We start from the raw sequence: 16,241 nt of genomic DNA, 5'->3' as shown, positions 1-16,241 counted from the left end.
GTCGGGCTCAGGGCAGGATGAATCCCGCCTCGCGCAGCAGTCCCGACAGCGCGATCAGCGGCAGGCCGACCAGGGCGGTCGGGTCGCGGCTTTCGATCGCCTCGAACAGGGCGATCCCCAGCCCTTCGCACTTGAAGCTGCCCGCGCAGTCCAGCGGCGATTCGGCGTCGATGTAGCGTTCGATCTCATTCCGATCGAGCGGGCGCAGGCGCACGGTGGTGACGTCCGCGGCTGCCAGCGCCCGGCCGTGCCGCATCAGGCAGGCGGCGGTGTGGAAGACCACGCTGCGGCCGGACATGGCTTCGAGCTGGGCGATCGCCGCCGCGCGCGTGCCGGGCTTGCCCAGGGGGCGGCCATCGAGCTCCGCCACCTGGTCCGAGCCGATGACCCAGGCGTCCGCCGCCTGCACCGCGACCGCGGCCGCCTTGGCCGTCGCCAGCCTGGCCGCCAGGGCCCGCGGCGCCTCGCCCGGCAGCGGGGACTCGTCGACATGGGGCTTGCTGCAGGAGAAGGTCAACCGCAGCCGCTGCAGCAGTTCGCGCCGGTAGGGCGAGGTGGAAGCCAGGATCAGTGGGGGCAAGACCGGCGCTCCGGCGGCGGAAGAGGCGCAGTCTGCAGGCTGCGGCCATTGCCGGCAACCGGGTGTCGCGTCCACGCTAAAGTGCCCGCCCGGGAGTCACCCTCGGCCCGCATCGCCGCGTTGCCGGCCTTGCCGCGACGGCCAGTCCTGGCGGCCGGCGCCTTGCGCTGCAAGCCGATGGCGGCGTGCACGATCGGCACTGGAACGCGGGCGCGACACGGCGGTTTGACAGCGGCCGGGGCAGTCCTTAACATTCAGCGGCTTATGTCCGCGAACGTGCCCGAACTGTTGGATGCCTGGCGGATGGTGGCTGCGCATCGGCGCTTCGACGGCGTGCTGCCGTTGGCGGCGATGAAGCGCCTGCAGGGCAGTCTGGTCGATGACGGCGGCGAAGTCCGCTACTCGATCGAGTTCGGCCGTGACGACGCGCTCCAGGTACCCTACGCGGAACTGACCATCGACACCGCGCTGCCGCTGCAATGCCAGCGCAGCCTGCAGCCTTTCCTGCTGCCGGTGCAACTGGTCCAGCGGGTGGGCCTGGTCCGCAGCGAGGACGAGGAGGCGGCCCTGCCGCCGGACTACGAGGCGCTGCTGGTGCCCGAGGACGGCATGCTCAGGCCCGCCGACCTGGTCGAGGACGAGCTGGTGCTGGCGGTACCGCTGGTGCCGGTGGCGCCCGGGAGCGAGGCGGTCGAGGGCGACTGGCCGGCAACCGAGGAAGAACAACGCAAGGCCAGTCCGTTCGCGGCGCTGGCGGCGCTGAAGAAGCAATAGCCGCCGGCTTTGCCGGATGGCAGGACGTGGCGCCGGGCCCTGGCCCGATGCCGCGGAAAACCTAAAATAGACGAACCGAGTTTTGGAGCAATCCCATGGCTGTGCAGAAATCCCGTGTCACCCCCTCCCGCCGCGGCCAGCGCCGTGCGCACGACTCGCTGAGCGCCAAGCAGCTGTCGACCGACCCGACCACCGGCGAGATTCATATCCGCCACCACGTCACCGCTGACGGCTACTACCGCGGCAAGAAGGTGATCGCGACCAAGACCTCGACGGTCGAAGAAGACTGATCCGTGCCGCCCGCCGCGACCGTCGGCGGGCGACGCTACGTTCTTCCAGGGCGGTGCCTGCGCGCACGGCCCGCGCAACAGGAACCAGCATGAGCAAGCGGATCTATTCCAGGATCGCGGGCACCGGCAGCTATTTGCCCGAAAAGGTGTTGACCAACGACGATCTGGCCAAGATCGTGGACACCAGCGACGAATGGATCCGTAGCCGCACCGGCATCGGCGAGCGCCACATCGCCGCCGAGGACCAGACCACCAGCGACCTGGGCTACCGGGCCGCGATCAAGGCGATCGAGGCGGCCGGCATCGCGGTGGAGGACATCGACCTGATCGTGGTCGGCACCACCACCCCCGATTTCATCTTTCCGTCCACCGCCTGCCTGATCCAGGCGCGGCTGGGCGCGCTCGGCTGCCCCGCGTTCGACGTCAATGCCGCATGCTCCGGCTTCGTCTTCGCGCTGAGCACCGCCGACAAGTTCATCCGCTCCGGCGCCGCGCGTACCGTGCTGGTGATCGGTGCCGAGACGCTGACCCGCATCGTCGACTGGACCGACCGCAGTACCTGCGTGCTGTTCGGCGACGGCGCCGGCGCGGTGGTGCTCAAGGCCGACGATGAGACCGGCATCCTCAGCACCCACCTGCACGCCGATGGCAGCAAGAAGGAACTGCTGTGGAATCCGGTGGGCGTGTCCGCCGGATTCGGCGAGGGCGCCGGTGGCGGCGGCCACATCCTGATGAAGGGCAACGACGTCTTCAAGTACGCGGTCAAGGCGCTGGACGGCGTGGTCGACGAGGCGCTGGCCGCCAACGGGCTGGACAAGCAGGACCTGGACTGGCTGATCCCGCACCAGGCCAACCTGCGCATCATCGAGGCCACCGCCAAGCGGCTGGAGATGTCGATGGACCAGGTGGTGGTGACGGTTGACCGCCATGGCAACACCTCCTCGGCCTCGGTGCCGATGGCGCTGGACGCGGCGGTGCGCTCGGGCCGCGTCGAGCGCGGCCAGCTGCTGCTGCTGGAGGCCTTCGGCGGCGGCTTCACTTGGGGCTCGGTGCTGCTGCGCTATTGATCCGCCGAGTTCCGCATGCCGCGCCGGCCGCACGCCGGCCGCCTTTCCGGAGTTGGTTCCATGGCCGAACCCATAGTCATCGACGGGCAGCGCGCCTGGCTGAAGCAGTACGGCGACAGCAGCCGTGCGCTGACGCTGGGCGTGCTCGCTTTCGTTTCCCGGCGTTTCCATCTCGACGCGCTGCGCCCCCCGCCGCATCGCGGCGGCGATGCCGCGCGCGATGTCGAGGCGCGGCGGCTGGCCGAGCTGCACTCCCAGGACGTCAACGTGCCGCAGGTGATCGGGCAGGGGCGGGCCGCGCTCGTCCTCAGCGACAATGGTCGCTCGCTGGCCGCCTGCCTGGGCGAGGCCGACGACGCCGGCCGCGATGCGCTGGTGTCGCTGGCGATGGCCGCGATCGCCAGGGCGCATCGCAACGGCGCCTATTTCGGCCAGCCGTGGCCGCGCAACATGACCTACGACGGGCATGCGATCGGCTTCATCGATTTCGAGGAGGACCCGCTCGAGGTGATGGACCTGGAGCAGGCGCAGGCGCGCGACTGGCTGATGTTCGGCTATGGCGTGGCCAAGTACTACGACGACCGCCCCGACGTGCTGCAGCGGCTCATGTCCGCGGCGCTGGGCGAGGAACGGGCGCCGGTGCGCGCGCATGCCCAGGCGGTGACCGGGCGCCTGCAGGGGCTGGCCCGCGTCGGCCTGCGCATGGGACGTTCGGCGAGGGCGCTGGCGCATTCGATCCTGGTCATCCATGCCGCCGTCTCGCTGGGCGTGCTGCTGGTGGCGGTGATCTGCGTGGACTGGTTCATGGACGGCCATCTGGACATCCTCGATCCGTTTGTCTGAGAGGCTGGGATTCGGGATTCGGGATTCGGGATTGGTGGGGCCGGAACGAGGTCGCGCCGCATGGGCACTCGTGCAGGAGGCCTGGCCGCCGCACGATCTGCGAATCCCGAATCCCGAATCCCGAATCCCGAATCCCAGCCTCCGTGCATACGCGACAGTACAGACGCACGGACGGTTTCGCCCGTATCATCCCCGGCCTCGCTTTCCCGCAGGTGCAGCAGCGCGTGACCGATTCCAAACTCGCTTTCGTCTTCCCGGGCCAGGGCTCGCAGTCGCTGGGCATGCTCGCCGAACTGGCCGAACTGCACCCGCTGGTGCGCGAAGCCTTCGTCGAGGCGTCCGACGGCGCCGACGCCGACCTGTGGGCGCTGTCGCAGGGCGGGCCGGAGGAGATGCTCAACCGCACCGAGTACACCCAGCCGGCGCTGTTGGCGGCGGGGATCGCACTGTGGCGGCTGTGGCAGTTCCAGGGTGGTGCGCAGCCTGCGGTGCTGGCCGGGCACAGCCTGGGCGAGTACACCGCGCTGGTCGCCGCCGGTGCGCTTTCGCTGCACGAGGGCGCGCGCCTGGTGCGGCTGCGTGGCCAGTTCATGCAGGAGGCGGCGCCGGCCGGGATCGGCGCGATGGCCGCCGTGCTCGGCGCCGACGATGCGCTGGTGCAGGAAGTCTGCGAGCAGGCGGCGCAGAGCCAGGTGCTGGTGCCGGCCAACTACAACTCGCCCGGGCAGATCGTGATCGGCGGCGATGCCGCCGCGGTGGACCGCGCGCTGGCGCTGCTGGCCGAGCGCGGTGTGCGCAAGGCGGTCAAGCTGGCGGTGAGCGTGCCGTCGCATACCCCGCTGATGCGCGAGGCCGCCAACCGGCTGGGTGAGGCGATGGGCGCGCTGCGCTGGCAGGAGCCCTCGCTGCCGGTCGTGCAGAACGTCGATGCACGCGTGCACGACGGCGTGGAGGCGATCCGCGCCGCGCTGGTCGAGCAGCTGTACCTGCCGGTACGCTGGACCGAATGCGTGCAGGCGCTGGCCGCACGCGGCGCCGTGCGGGTCGCAGAATGCGGCCCGGGCAAGGTGCTGACCGGCCTGGCCAAGCGCATCGACAAGTCGCTGGATGCGCGCGCGCTGGCCACGCCGGCCGATTTCCAGGGCGCGCTGGAGGCGTGGCGCGCCTGAGCCATTCCCGTTGCCGTGGACATCGTGTCCGCGGCCGCAACCGCGGCGCCGGGCGCCGCTGCCGAAGAGGAACATGAAATGTCGCAACCCCTGAAGGGCGAGATCGCCCTGGTCACCGGTGCCAGCCGCGGCATCGGCGCCGCCATCGCCGACGAACTGGCCGCGCAAGGCGCCATCGTCGTCGGCACCGCCACCTCCGATGCCGGCGCGCAGGCGATCGGCGAGCGCCTGGCCGCCTCGGGCGGTGCCGGGCGCAGGCTCGACGTCACCGACGCGGCCGCCATCGATGCGCTGGTCGAGGCCGTCGCCAAGGATTTCGGCCCGGTCTCGATCCTGGTCAACAACGCCGGCATCACCCGCGACAACCTGCTGATGCGGATGAAGGAGGAGGACTGGCAGGCGATCATCGACACCAACCTGTCCAGCGTGTTCCGCACCTCCAAGGCGGTGATGCGCGGGATGATGAAGGCGCGCCGCGGCCGCATCGTCAACATCGCCTCGGTCATCGGCGTGACCGGCAACGCCGGGCAGGCCAACTACGCCGCGGCCAAGGCCGGCATCATCGCCTTCTCCAAGTCGCTGGCCAAGGAGATCGGCTCGCGCGGGGTGACCGTGAACGTGGTCGCCCCCGGTTTCATCGATACCGACATGACCAAGTCGCTGCCGGAGGAATCGCGGCAGACGCTGCTTGGCCAGATCGCCCTGGGCAGGCTCGGAGAGCCGGCCGACATCGCCCGTGCGGTGGCATTCCTGGCCAGTCCCTCGGCCAGCTACATCACTGGCGAAACCCTGCACGTCAACGGCGGCATGTACATGCCGTAGGCAGCTGGCGGACCTGGCCGGGCCGGGGCCGCGATGCGTCTGTGCGGTGCGGGATTTCCGCCCCTGCGCAGCCGGATTTCCGCCTCGATCCGCCAGGCCGGCAGCCTCCTGGCGTGCGGTGGCGCATGGAGCGCCTTCCAAGTGGTTGATCGCAGTGGACTTTGGCTGCATGCAAGGTCCTGCCGCTTTCCACTACACTATCCAACGCGGCCATCGCAGCCCGATGGCGTTTTTGTGAGTCCCCTCACAGGAGCACCGCACATCCACGTGCGGGGGTCCTTTTTTCGAACCACCACTACTCCATCTGGAGCGAGAACCCAATGAGCACCATCGAAGAACGCGTCAAGAAAATCGTCGTCGAACAGCTTGGCGTCAAGGAAGAGGAAGTCACCAACAGCGCATCGTTCGTCGATGACCTCGGCGCCGACTCGCTGGACACCGTCGAGCTGGTGATGGCGCTCGAGGAAGAGTTCGAGTGCGAGATCCCGGACGAAGAGGCCGAGAAGATCACCTCGGTCCAGCAGGCCATCGACTACGTCACCGCGCACGTCAAGAGCTGACGCGTGCTGCCTCGCGGCGGCAGGGCGAGCGCGTCCGCAGCCGCCGCGTGACACATCCATGGGGCCGCGCATGCGGCCCTGTGCTTTTACAGGGTCGACCCTCCAGTGAACGGGTCAGGAGAATCCGCAATGAGTCGTCGTGTCGTCGTTACCGGCATGGGCATGGTGTCGCCGCTGGGCAATGACCTGGCCAGCAGTTGGGAAGGCATCGTCAACGGACGTTCGGGCATCGGCCCGATCACCCAGATCGATGCGTCGCAGTTCACTACCCGTATTGCCGGCGAGATCCGCGACTTCGATCCGACGAAGTTCGTGTCCGCCAAGGACGCCAAGCGGATGGACCCGTTCATCCACTACGGCGTCGGCGCCTCGTTCATGGCGCTGGACGACTCGGGCCTGGAGATCACCGAGGCCAACGCCGAGCGCGTGGGCGCGATCCTGGGTTCGGGCATCGGCGGCCTGCTCGGCATCGAGGAGCAGACCGTCAAGTTCCACGAGGGCGGGGCGCGCAAGATCTCCCCGTTCTACGTCCCCAGCACCATCATCAACATGCTTCCCGGGCAGGTCAGCATCATCAAGGGGCTGAAGGGGCCGACGTTCTCGGCGGTATCCGCCTGCGCCACCGCCAACCACTCCATCGGCACGGCGATGCGCATGATCCAGCACGGCGACGCCGATGCGATGCTGGCCGGCGGCGCCGAGCGCGGTTCCTCGCCGACCTCGGTGGGCGGCTTCTGCTCGATGAAGGCCATGTCCACCCGCAACGACGATCCGACCCGGGCCTCGCGTCCGTGGGACAAGGACCGCGACGGCTTCGTGCTCGGCGACGGCGCCGGCGTGCTGGTGCTGGAGGAATACGAGCATGCCAAGGCCCGCGGCGCGCGCATCTACGCCGAGCTGATCGGCTTCGGCGCCAGTTCCGACGCCTACCACATGACCGCGCCGAGCGAGGATGGCGACGGCGCCGCGCGCAGCATGCTCAATGCGATCCGCGACGCCGGCATCAATGCCGAGCAGGTGGACTACCTCAATGCCCACGGCACCTCGACGCCGCTTGGCGACCTGGCCGAGACCATGGCGATGAAGCGCGCGCTGGGCGACCACGCCTACAAGGCGATGGTCAGCTCGACCAAGTCGATGACCGGCCACCTGCTGGGCGCGGCCGGCGGCGTGGAGGCGATCTTCTCGGTGATGGCGATCCACGACGGCATCATCCCGCCGACGATCAACCTGGACGAGCCCGGCGAAGGCTGCGACCTGGACTACGTGCCCAACGTGGCGCGAGAGAAGAAGATCGACGTGGCCATGTCCAACGGCTTCGGCTTCGGCGGCACCAACGGCACGCTGGTGTTCCGGCGCATCTGAAGCCGCCCGCCGGGCTCGTCCTCGCAGGAGCCTCCCCTTCTCCCGCTCGCGGGAGAAGGTGGCGCGCAGCGCCGGATGAGGGGGCTTTTGCTGTTGCTTCCCGATGCTCCGAACAGCCCCCATCCGCCCTTCGGGCACCTTCCCCCGCAAGCGGGAGAAGGAGAGAGGACGAAGATTCGGGCTTTCCAGGAAGCGGGCTTTCCGGAAGCCGGAAGGGACAACCGCGCCACCGCGCATCCCCCATCACTCCAGGCCGATGACCCTCATTCGACCCCTGCGCGCCGATACCGACCTGCTGGCGCTGCACCGGCTCGCGCCGCAGCGCTACCCGGCGCTGTACGAATCCACCGCCTCCGGCACCGAGCATGGCCGCTGGGACCTGCTGCTGATGGCCGACGGCAGCGGATTGCGCCTGGAGGCCGATGGCCGGGTGCGCGACCTGCGCGGCGCGGCGGTCGCCGGCGGCTTCCTCGCTGCGCTGGACGCCGCATGGCGGACGGAGCGCATCGACGTGGCCGCGCCGCCCGCGTCGTTGCCGTTCCGCGGCGGCTGGGCGCTGTTGCTGGACTATGAACTGGCCGCGCAGGTGGAACCGGTGCTGGCGCTGCCGATGCGCGCCGATGGCGTGCCGGTCGCGCTGGCGCTGCGCTGCCCCGCGGCGCTGCTGCGCGACCGCCGCGACGGCACATGCTTCGCCGTGGCCGAGCCGGGGCAGGAACCGTTGCTCGAACGCATCGCCGCCGATGCCGGGACGGCGATGGCGCTGCCGCCGTTGCCTGGCTGGGAGGCGCCGGTCGCCATCGAGGAGGACGATCCGGCGCGATTCACCGCAGGGGTGGAGCGGGTGCTGGAGTACCTGCGTGCCGGCGACGTGTTCCAGGCCAACATCTCGCGCGCCTGGCAGGCGCGCTTCGCCCGCCCGCTGTCGCCGGTGGCGCTGCACGCGCGGCTGCGGACCGCCAATCCCGCGCCGTTCGCCGGCCTGTTCGTCGCGCAGGGGCGTGCCGTGGTCAGTTCCTCGCCCGAGCGGCTGGTGTCGGTGCGCGGCGATGTCGTGCAGACCCGCCCGATCGCCGGCACCCGCGCGCGCTTTCCCGGCGACGACGATGCCGCGCGCATCCGCGAGCTGGTCGGCCATCCCAAGGAGCGCGCCGAGCACGTGATGCTGATCGACCTGGAGCGCAACGACCTGGGGCGCATCTGCGCCCCGGGCAGCGTACAGGTGGATGAACTGATGGCGGTGGAGAGCTATGCCCACGTCCACCACATCGTCAGCAACGTGCGCGGGCGGCTGCGCCGGGCCGTCACGCCGGGCGAGGTTATCGCGGCGGTGTTCCCCGGCGGCACCATCACCGGCTGCCCCAAGGTGCGCTGCATGCAGATCATCGCCGAGCTGGAGCGCGCCCCGCGCGGCGCCTACACCGGCGCCTTCGGCTGGCTCGGCCGCGATGGCGACCTGGACCTCAACATCCTGATCCGCAGCGCGGAAGTCGCGGGAACCGGCGCGCGCTTCCGCACCGGCGCCGGCGTCGTCGCCGATTCCGATCCGCAGCTCGAGCTGGATGAGACCCGCGCCAAGGCGCGCGGGCTGCTGCGCGCCTTTGCGGCGTCGAAGTCCCTGTAGGGACGATGCAGGAGCGACTTCAGTCGCGGGGCCTTTTCCCCGGGACCGATCGGTGCCGAGTTCCAGTCCTTGCTCATCGCTACGGCCTTTCGGTCGTAGTCCCCGCGAAGGCGGGGCCCCAGCTACATGAGCTTCTGCCGCGACAAGGCACCGGGTCCCCCCCTTCGCGGGGACGACGGTCGGGTTCGATGCGAAAACTGGCACTTGGCACCAATCAGGTCCCAGCAAGGTCAGGTCCCGGCTGACGCCGCTACCGGAGGCAACCCGGGCGGGTTTGGCGGGGTTGCGGCGTGGCGCGGTATCCTGCGCGCCGCGAAATCGGATTCGAGGTGGTCGTGGCGGCAGTCAAGCGCGGGTGTCTGGCGGTGGTGGCGATATTGCTGGTGCTCGTGCTGGCCGTTGCCGGCGGTGCTGCGTGGTCGTGGCAGCACTACCAGCAGTTCGCCGCAACCCCGGTCGCCACCGGCCAGCCCAGCGTGACGATCGCCTCCGGCGATTCGCTCAAGGTGGTCGTGCGCAAGCTGCGCGAGGCCGGCGTCCACGCCGGGCACGACCTGGAATGGCAGCTGCTGGCCCGCGAACTCGGCGCCGCCGGCAAGCTCAAGGTCGGCGAGTATGCGCTGCAGCCGGCGCCCAGCCCGCGCGAGCTGCTGCTGCGCATGCGCGACGGCCGGGTGATCCAGTACCGCTTCACCGTGGTCGAAGGCTGGAACATCCGCCAGCTGCGCGCCGCGCTGGACGCGGCCACGCCGCTGCTGCACGAGACCGCCGGACTGGACGACGCCGCGCTGATGCAGCGGCTGGGCTTCCCCGGCCAGCATCCCGAAGGGCGCTTCCTGCCGGAGACCTATCTCTACCAGCGCGGCGATTCCGACCTGGACCTGCTGCGCCGCGCGCATGCGGCGATGGATGCCGCGCTGGCCGAGGCCTGGGCCGCGCGCGCCGCCGACCTGCCGCTGGAAACGCCCGAGCAGGCGCTGATCCTGGCCTCCATCGTCGAGAAGGAAACCGCACTGCCGGCCGAGCGGCCGCAGATCGCCGGCGTGTTCGCGCGCCGGCTCAAGCTGGGCATGAAGCTGCAGACCGACCCCACCGTGATCTACGGGATCGAGAACTACGACGGCAACATCCGCAAGCGCGACCTGGTCACCGACACGCCGTACAACACCTACACCCGCACCGGGCTGACGCCGACGCCGATCGCCATGCCCGGGCGCGATGCGCTGCGCGCGGCGGTCAAGCCGGCCGAGGGCAGCAGCCTGTATTTCGTCGCGGTCGGCGACGGCTCCGGCGCGCACGTGTTCAGCGACAGCTACGCCGAACACACCGCCGCGGTGGCGCGCTACCTGCAACGGCTGCGCCAGGCCCCGGCCGAGGCCCGGCCATGACCCCGGCGCTGCTGCGGCACCCGCGCTTCATCAGCCTGGAAGGCGGCGAAGGCGCCGGCAAGACCACCGCCATCAATGCCATCCGCGACTGGCTGCAATCGCAGGGCCACGACGTGGTGCTGACCCGCGAGCCCGGCGGCACGCCGCTGGCCGAGCGCATCCGCGAGCTGGTGCTCGGAGGCGCGCCCGCGCTGGAGATCGAGGAACCGCTGGCGCCGGAAACCGAACTGCTGCTGGTGTTCGCCGCGCGCGCCCAGCACGTGCGCGAGGTGGTACGCCCGGCGCTGGCCCGCGGCGCCTTCGTGGTCAGCGACCGATTCACCGACTCCAGCTATGCCTACCAGGGCGCCGGCCGCGGCCTGGACCTGCAGTGGATCGCCGACCTGGAGCGGCGCGCGGTCGGCCTGCAGCCCGGGCTGACGCTGCTGCTGGACGTGGACGTGCGCGTCGGCCGTGCCCGCGCCAGCGGCCGCGACCTGTGGCCGGACCGCATCGAGAACGAGCGCGACGACTTCTTCGAGCGTGTGCGCGAGGCCTTCCGCCGGCGCGCGCAGGACGATCCCGGGCGCTTCCGCATGATCGACGCCGGCCAGCCGCCGGCCGGCGTGGCCGCCGACGTCGCCGCGCAGGTGGCCGCCTTCGTCGCGCGCGGGGAAACGGCATGAGTACCGTGTTCTCGCCCTGGCAGCAGCGCGCCTACGACCAGACCGTGGCCGCGCTCGACGCCGGCCGCCTCGGCCACGGCCTGCTGATCTGCGGCCCGGCCGGACTGGGCAAGCGCGAGGTCGCGCTGCGGCTGGCCACGCACGTGCTGGAGCAGGGCGAGGATGCGGCCACGCGCGCGCGCCATGCCCAGCTGATCGCCGCCGGCACCCATCCGGACCTGCAACTGGTGTCGTTCGTCCCCAACCATAAGGGCGACAAGCTGCGTACCGAGATCGTCATCGAGCAGGTGCGCGCGATCTCCGAGAAGCTGGCGCTGACGCCGCAGTACGGCGTGGCGCAGGTGGTGATCGTCGATCCGGCCGACGCCATCAACCGCGCCGCCTGCAACGCACTGCTCAAGACCCTGGAGGAGCCGTCGCCCGGCCGCTACCTGTGGCTGATCAGCGCGCAGCCGGCGCGTCTGCCGGCGACCATCCGCAGCCGCTGCCAGCGGCTGGAATTCAAGCTGCCGCCGCGCGCCGAGTCTATGGTCTGGCTGCTGGCGCAGGGCCATCCGGAAAAGACCGCCGCCGAGGCGCTGGACGCCGCCCGCGGCCATCCCGGCCTGGCCGACCAGTGGCTGCGCGAGGACGGGCTGGCGCTGCGCCGGCAGGTGATCGCCGACCTGGAGCAGGTCGGCAGCGGCCGCCTGGGCGTGGTCGAGGCAGCGCAGCGCTGGACCGGCGACGAGCACGCCGACCTGCGCCTGCGTCACGCCGCCGACCTGGCGCTGGCGCAGGCCGCGGCCGGCTTGACCGCAGCGGCGCGCCTGCACAAGCTGGCGGACTGGTTCGATGCGGCCAACCGGACCCGCGATCTGCTGCACACCACCGTTCGCAGCGATCTGGCGGTGGCCGATCTGCTGCTGGCCTGGCGCGAAGCAGCACAGGATGGGAGAGCGCCGACATTGCAGCAGGGGAGCCGACGATGAGCGCCGCCACCACCGCACGCCAGGGCATTCTTTCGCTGGCCATCCGCGACAACGCCGCGCTGTACAGCGCCTACATGCCGTTCGTGAAGAACGGCGGCATCTTCGTGCCCACGCCCAAGCGCTACTTCCTCGGCGACGAGGTGTTCCTGCTGCTCACGCTGCCCGATTCCAGCGATCGCCTGCCGGTGGCCGGCAAGGTGGTATGGGTGACGCCGCTGGGGGCGCAGGGCAACCGCACCGCCGGGATCGGCGTGCAACTGGCCGAAGGCAGCGAGGGCGAGGCGGTCCGCAACCGCATCGAGCCCCTGCTGGCCGGTGCGCTCGGCGGCGAAAAGCCGACCCAGACGCTGTGATGGCGTTGACGCGCGTTGCAGCTGCTATATAATGCGCGGCTCGCAACACGGGCGGTTAGCTCAGCGGTAGAGCATTGCCTTCACACGGCAAGGGTCACAGGTTCGATCCCTGTACCGCCCACCATGCGACGCATCTCACGAAAAGCCGGCCCTGGGTCGGCTTTTTGCGTTTCCGGCGTCTTGGCAGAGGCGGAGGGCTGCCGGCCGCCGTGCTCAGCCTTGGTTCTTGAGCGCGGGGGTATTGCCCAGCTTCTCGATCGTGCCGCCGTCGCGCTCGAACTTCTTCAGGTCGGCGTCGATGCGTTCGTGGGTAAGCTGTGCCTTGCCCGAGGCCGCGCGGTCGCTGCGGGTGAACGAGGTGTTGTCCTTGTTGCGCGGAGTGGCCATCGGTGCGTTCCTGGTCGGTCAGTACATCGTGATGGGGATGCCGCGGCGGCGTTGTTCCCGGTAGCTGTCGTGGATGTCGCAGCAGTAGGGGCCGGCCATGACGAAGCGCCGGCAGGTGTCCGGGCGGGTTTCGTAGATGGAACAGCGCATGGTGGCCGGGTCGATCGCCACGCACCAGCCTTCCTCGTCGCGCGCCATGATCGTCCAGCCTTCGCGGGTGCGGTGGGTGAGGTGGGCGGGGATGCTGTCGCTGGCTTCCACCACCACCAACAGGCGGCAGCAGACGGCATCACAGCTGTCGCAGTGCGGTTTGCGGGATGTCGCTACGGATGGCTGTGGTTGCAAGAGGTTTCCGGTGCCGTCCCCCCGGGGGGACTTCTGGAAGAGAACGGGACGGCAACGGGGTGGATCGCCGGATCGGAGCACCGTGGCGCGGTGCAGGTCCATGCTACACCGCGGATGTTCTTTCGCCGTGTTGGCGGAGGCGGGGCGGGCGCTTGGTACCGGCTGCCGGCGACGAACCCGTGGCCCGGGTAAGCGGGAGGAGCGCCGGTCAATCGGCCATTCTGGGTGCGCTTCGCTTACCCGGGCTATGCGTGTGGGCCGTCGTTGGTTCCACGCGGCCGACGCGCGGGTAGGCAGCGCTCATGCGAGCCGGAGGTGCGGCCCGGCATGGCCGAGGCTTTGCCGCGGTGCTTGCCGCTGCTGTGCCGCGCTTGCCGCTCATGGCATCTCGCGCAGCCAGCGCCACAGCGTGGTACGCGAGATGCCGAGCAGGCGCGCGGCCTGTTCGCGGTTGCCGTCGGCACGCTGCAGTGCCTGGCGCAGTGCTTCCGCACCGGGCCTGCGCGGTTGCGGGGCAGGCGAGCCAGCGGGAGTGGAGGGCATTGGCGACGGGGCGATGGCGTCTTCGCCCAGTTCCGGCGTCCACGCCAGCAGTTGCCGCAGCGATATCGGGCCGCCGTCCGCCGCGGCCGCGCGATGGATCTGCAGGCGTTCGACCACGTTGCGCAGTTCGCGCACGTTGCCGGGCCAGGCATGTGCATGCAGCCGCGCCAGCGCCTCGGGCGCCAGCACCTGCGCCGCGGGCAGGCCGAACAGGTGGGCGACCAGCGCGTCCAGGTCCTGCAGCCGCTCGCGCAGCGGCGGGATGTCGATCCGCAGCGTGGCCAGGCGGTAGTACAGGTCGCGGCGGAAGCGGCCCGCGGCGACCTGGGCTTCCAGCGCCTGCAGGCTGGCGGCGATCACCCGCACGTCCACCGCCACCGGCTCGGTGGCGCCCACGCGCAGCACCTCGCGTTCCTCCAGTACCCGCAGCAGCCGGGTCTGCAGGCCCAGCGGCATCTCGCCGATCTCGTCCAGGAACAGGCTGCCGCCATCCGCCGCTTCGACCAGGCCCATGCGTCCGCCGCGGCGCGCGCCGGTGAAGGCGCCCTCGCTGTAGCCGAACAGCTCCGCCTCCAGCAGCGATTCGGTGATGGCGCCGCAGTTGAGCGCGACGAAGCGGCCGCGGCGACCGCTGGCGGCGTGCAGGTGGTGGGCGACCAGTTCCTTGCCGGTGCCGGTCTCGCCGCCGACCAGCACCGTGCCCGGATGCGGCGCGTACAGGGCGATGCGCTCGCGTACCTCGACGATGCCGGGGCTGGCACCCAGCAGCGGCTTCTCCTGGCGCGCGACGCGGCGGCTGCGGCGACGCAGGACGGGGTCGGCGGCGGCGGGGCGGGCCAGCGTCCGCGCCAGTTCGATGGCCTGCTCGAACGCCCGCCGCACCGAGTCGGCCGAGTACAGCAGCACCCCTGGCAGGCCGGCCTGCTCGGCCAGGTCGATCGCCATGCCGGTGCCGACCACCACCTCGATGCCGGCGGCGGCCAGGTCGGCGATGCAGTGGCGTGCGTCCTCGGCGGTGACGAAGCGGCGGTGCTCGATCTCCAGTCCGAAGCTGTCCTGGAAGTGCTGGAACGAGGGCACATCGCCGGCATGGGTGACCACGCCGATGCGCGGGGCGATGCGCCGCGCGCGCGCCAGCGCTTCCATCAGGTCGAAGCCGTTGGCCTGGATCGGCACCAGCGGCACGTCCAGCCGCGCGCGCAGGTAGGCGGCATTGGAGCCGGCGGCGACCACCACGTCGCAGCGCTGGCGCCGCAGGCGCTGGCCGATGGCGTCCACCGCCTCGGCAAAACCCAGGTTGACCGGGACGATGGCGGCGCGCGCATCGAACTCGGGGGTGACATCGGCCAGCAGGGCACTCAGGCGCGAGACGCTGACTGTCCAGATGGCCGGTCGTACGGAATCGAGGTCGGGCATGTTTCGTTTCATCGTGTTTCTGATGGTTCAAGTGTGACATATGAAACAAGAATCGAAACGCCGCGACCATAGAAATCAACGACTTGCAGTTGGCACGGCCCTTGCGCAAGGGAACATATGCCGAATCTCACGATGCCAAGCCAAGGACTCTCGCCATGACCGCAGCCCCGTCTCCAGCGCCCGCCAGTGCCGGCGCCTCCGCATCCCCGGGAGCGAAGTTCCGCGCCGCGCTCGCCGCCGAGTCGCCGCTGCAGGTGATCGGCGCGATCAACGCCAACCACGCGCTGCTGGCCCAGCGCGCCGGCTACAAGGCCATCTACCTGTCCGGCGGCGGCGTGGCGGCCGGCTCGCTGGGCCTGCCGGACCTGGGCATCAACACGCTGGAGGACGTGCTGATCGACGTGCGCCGGATCACCGACGTGTGCCCGCTGCCGCTGCTGGTGGACATCGACACCGGCTTCGGCCCGTCCGCGTTCAACATCGAGCGCACCGTCAAGAGCCTGATCAAGGCCGGCGCGGCCGCCTGCCACATCGAGGACCAGGTGGGCGCCAAGCGCTGCGGCCACCGCCCGGGCAAGGAGATCGTGTCGCAGGGCGAGATGGTGGACCGCATCAAGGCCGCGGCCGATGCCAGGACCGATCCGGAATTCTTCCTGATCGCTCGCACCGATGCGATCCAGGCCGAGGGCGTGGACGCGGCGATCGAGCGCTCCATCGCCTGCGTGGAGGCCGGTGCCGACGGCATCTTCGCCGAGGCCGCCTACGACCTGGACACCTACGGCCGCTTCGTCGAGGCGGTGAAGGTGCCGGTGCTGGCCAACATCACCGAGTTCGGCGCCACCCCGCTGTTCACGCGCGACGAACTCGCCTCGGCCGGCGTGGCGATACAGTTGTTCCCGCTGTCGGCCTTCCGCGCCGCCAACAAGGCCGCCGAGAACGTCTACCGCGCCGTGCGCCACGACGGCAGCCAGAAGAACGTGATCGACACCATGCAGACCCGCGAGGAGCTGTACGACCGCATCGGCTACCACGCTTTCGAGCAGCGCCTGGACTCGCTGTTCGCCACCAGGAAGTAGCGT

The 16,241-nt window shown here is 70.3% G+C and carries 18 protein-coding genes and 1 tRNA gene; 15 read left to right on the top strand and 4 right to left on the bottom strand.

What is annotated here, in order from left to right:
• Nucleotides 1-7: 7 nt before the first annotated feature.
• Complete coding sequence (locus tag LRX76_RS03710; protein WP_231802212.1) at nucleotides 8-580, bottom strand: Maf family nucleotide pyrophosphatase; 573 nt, start codon at nucleotides 578-580, stop codon at nucleotides 8-10.
• A gap of 264 nt (nucleotides 581-844) precedes the next feature.
• Here LRX76_RS03710 and LRX76_RS03705 point away from each other — a divergent pair, with 264 nt between their 5' ends.
• The 14 genes from LRX76_RS03705 to LRX76_RS03640 all read left to right on the top strand — a co-directional run bounded on the left by LRX76_RS03705 (nucleotide 845) and on the right by LRX76_RS03640 (nucleotide 12,595).
• Nucleotides 845-1,354 (top strand): YceD family protein, encoded by a 510-nt coding sequence (locus LRX76_RS03705; protein ID WP_231802210.1) that lies wholly within the window; start codon nucleotides 845-847, stop codon nucleotides 1,352-1,354.
• A gap of 95 nt (nucleotides 1,355-1,449) precedes the next feature.
• Complete coding sequence (gene rpmF, locus LRX76_RS03700) at nucleotides 1,450-1,644, top strand: 50S ribosomal protein L32 (RefSeq protein ID WP_231802208.1); 195 nt, start codon at nucleotides 1,450-1,452, stop codon at nucleotides 1,642-1,644.
• 89 nt (nucleotides 1,645-1,733) lie between these two features.
• Nucleotides 1,734-2,711: a beta-ketoacyl-ACP synthase III gene (locus tag LRX76_RS03695; protein ID WP_231802206.1), complete on the top strand. Its 978-nt coding sequence runs from the start codon at nucleotides 1,734-1,736 to the stop codon at nucleotides 2,709-2,711.
• 60 nt (nucleotides 2,712-2,771) lie between these two features.
• Nucleotides 2,772-3,554: a serine/threonine protein phosphatase gene (locus LRX76_RS03690; protein ID WP_231802204.1), complete on the top strand. Its 783-nt coding sequence runs from the start codon at nucleotides 2,772-2,774 to the stop codon at nucleotides 3,552-3,554.
• 224 nt (nucleotides 3,555-3,778) lie between these two features.
• Entirely contained in the window at nucleotides 3,779-4,723 is a 945-nt protein-coding gene (gene fabD, locus LRX76_RS03685; protein ID WP_231802202.1) for an ACP S-malonyltransferase, read from the top strand.
• A 78-nt stretch (nucleotides 4,724-4,801) separates the two neighbouring features.
• Nucleotides 4,802-5,545 carry a 3-oxoacyl-ACP reductase FabG gene (fabG, locus tag LRX76_RS03680; RefSeq protein ID WP_231802200.1) on the top strand — a complete coding sequence of 248 codons (744 nt, stop codon included), beginning with the start codon at nucleotides 4,802-4,804 and terminating at the stop codon, nucleotides 5,543-5,545.
• Between the two features lie 320 nt (nucleotides 5,546-5,865).
• Complete coding sequence (acpP, locus tag LRX76_RS03675) at nucleotides 5,866-6,105, top strand: acyl carrier protein (protein WP_231802198.1); 240 nt, start codon at nucleotides 5,866-5,868, stop codon at nucleotides 6,103-6,105.
• 129 nt (nucleotides 6,106-6,234) lie between these two features.
• Nucleotides 6,235-7,470, top strand: a complete 1,236-nt coding sequence (fabF, locus tag LRX76_RS03670) for a beta-ketoacyl-ACP synthase II (protein ID WP_231802196.1) — start codon at nucleotides 6,235-6,237, stop codon at nucleotides 7,468-7,470.
• 256 nt (nucleotides 7,471-7,726) lie between these two features.
• On the top strand, nucleotides 7,727-9,094 hold the full coding sequence (locus LRX76_RS03665; protein ID WP_231802194.1) for an aminodeoxychorismate synthase component I: 1,368 nt from the start codon (nucleotides 7,727-7,729) through the stop codon (nucleotides 9,092-9,094).
• Between the two features lie 335 nt (nucleotides 9,095-9,429).
• On the top strand, nucleotides 9,430-10,482 hold the full coding sequence (mltG, locus tag LRX76_RS03660; RefSeq protein WP_231802192.1) for an endolytic transglycosylase MltG: 1,053 nt from the start codon (nucleotides 9,430-9,432) through the stop codon (nucleotides 10,480-10,482).
• Entirely contained in the window at nucleotides 10,479-11,147 is a 669-nt protein-coding gene (gene tmk / locus LRX76_RS03655; protein WP_231802190.1) for a dTMP kinase, read from the top strand. Before mltG ends, tmk begins: the two co-directional genes overlap by 4 nt.
• Nucleotides 11,144-12,118, top strand: coding sequence for a DNA polymerase III subunit delta' (locus LRX76_RS03650; protein ID WP_231802188.1), 975 nt, complete (start codon nucleotides 11,144-11,146; stop codon nucleotides 12,116-12,118). The genes tmk and LRX76_RS03650 overlap by 4 nt, the downstream gene beginning before the upstream one ends.
• On the top strand, nucleotides 12,115-12,471 hold the full coding sequence (locus LRX76_RS03645; protein ID WP_231802186.1) for a PilZ domain-containing protein: 357 nt from the start codon (nucleotides 12,115-12,117) through the stop codon (nucleotides 12,469-12,471). Before LRX76_RS03650 ends, LRX76_RS03645 begins: the two co-directional genes overlap by 4 nt.
• Before the next feature lie 49 nt (nucleotides 12,472-12,520).
• Nucleotides 12,521-12,595 (top strand) — tRNA-Val (locus tag LRX76_RS03640).
• A gap of 89 nt (nucleotides 12,596-12,684) precedes the next feature.
• Here the strand turns inward: LRX76_RS03640 and LRX76_RS03635 are convergent.
• From LRX76_RS03635 to prpR, 3 genes are all read right to left on the bottom strand, one after another.
• Nucleotides 12,685-12,858: a hypothetical protein gene (locus LRX76_RS03635; protein ID WP_231802184.1), complete on the bottom strand. Its 174-nt coding sequence runs from the start codon at nucleotides 12,856-12,858 to the stop codon at nucleotides 12,685-12,687.
• Nucleotides 12,859-12,876: 18 nt separating this feature from the next.
• Complete coding sequence (locus LRX76_RS03630) at nucleotides 12,877-13,203, bottom strand: YkgJ family cysteine cluster protein (protein WP_231802636.1); 327 nt, start codon at nucleotides 13,201-13,203, stop codon at nucleotides 12,877-12,879.
• Nucleotides 13,204-13,581: 378 nt separating this feature from the next.
• Complete coding sequence (prpR, locus tag LRX76_RS03625) at nucleotides 13,582-15,174, bottom strand: propionate catabolism operon regulatory protein PrpR (RefSeq protein ID WP_231802182.1); 1,593 nt, start codon at nucleotides 15,172-15,174, stop codon at nucleotides 13,582-13,584.
• Nucleotides 15,175-15,317: 143 nt separating this feature from the next.
• Here prpR and prpB point away from each other — a divergent pair, with 143 nt between their 5' ends.
• Complete coding sequence (gene prpB, locus LRX76_RS03620; RefSeq protein WP_231802180.1) at nucleotides 15,318-16,238, top strand: methylisocitrate lyase; 921 nt, start codon at nucleotides 15,318-15,320, stop codon at nucleotides 16,236-16,238.
• Nucleotides 16,239-16,241 lie beyond the last annotated feature (3 nt).

Source organism: Stenotrophomonas sp. MMGLT7, assembly GCF_021168555.1.
In the GTDB taxonomy this organism is placed as follows: Bacteria; Pseudomonadota; Gammaproteobacteria; order Xanthomonadales; family Xanthomonadaceae; genus MMGLT7.
Note: the sequence above shows the minus strand (reverse complement) of the source record. Positions and strands in the feature narration are given on the sequence as shown.

Coding starts and splice junctions, on each gene's coding strand:
- rpmF (WP_231802208.1), top strand. CDS start 1,450: ATGGCTGTGCAGAAATCCCGTGTCACCCCCTCCCGCCGCGGCCAGCGC.
- fabF (WP_231802196.1), top strand. CDS start 6,235: ATGAGTCGTCGTGTCGTCGTTACCGGCATGGGCATGGTGTCGCCGCTG.
- LRX76_RS03635 (WP_231802184.1), bottom strand. CDS start 12,858: ATGGCCACTCCGCGCAACAAGGACAACACCTCGTTCACCCGCAGCGAC.
- tmk (WP_231802190.1), top strand. CDS start 10,479: ATGACCCCGGCGCTGCTGCGGCACCCGCGCTTCATCAGCCTGGAAGGC.
- LRX76_RS03650 (WP_231802188.1), top strand. CDS start 11,144: ATGAGTACCGTGTTCTCGCCCTGGCAGCAGCGCGCCTACGACCAGACC.
- LRX76_RS03665 (WP_231802194.1), top strand. CDS start 7,727: ATGACCCTCATTCGACCCCTGCGCGCCGATACCGACCTGCTGGCGCTG.
- LRX76_RS03695 (WP_231802206.1), top strand. CDS start 1,734: ATGAGCAAGCGGATCTATTCCAGGATCGCGGGCACCGGCAGCTATTTG.
- LRX76_RS03690 (WP_231802204.1), top strand. CDS start 2,772: ATGGCCGAACCCATAGTCATCGACGGGCAGCGCGCCTGGCTGAAGCAG.
- LRX76_RS03645 (WP_231802186.1), top strand. CDS start 12,115: ATGAGCGCCGCCACCACCGCACGCCAGGGCATTCTTTCGCTGGCCATC.
- prpB (WP_231802180.1), top strand. CDS start 15,318: ATGACCGCAGCCCCGTCTCCAGCGCCCGCCAGTGCCGGCGCCTCCGCA.
- fabG (WP_231802200.1), top strand. CDS start 4,802: ATGTCGCAACCCCTGAAGGGCGAGATCGCCCTGGTCACCGGTGCCAGC.
- acpP (WP_231802198.1), top strand. CDS start 5,866: ATGAGCACCATCGAAGAACGCGTCAAGAAAATCGTCGTCGAACAGCTT.
- LRX76_RS03705 (WP_231802210.1), top strand. CDS start 845: ATGTCCGCGAACGTGCCCGAACTGTTGGATGCCTGGCGGATGGTGGCT.
- prpR (WP_231802182.1), bottom strand. CDS start 15,174: ATGAAACGAAACATGCCCGACCTCGATTCCGTACGACCGGCCATCTGG.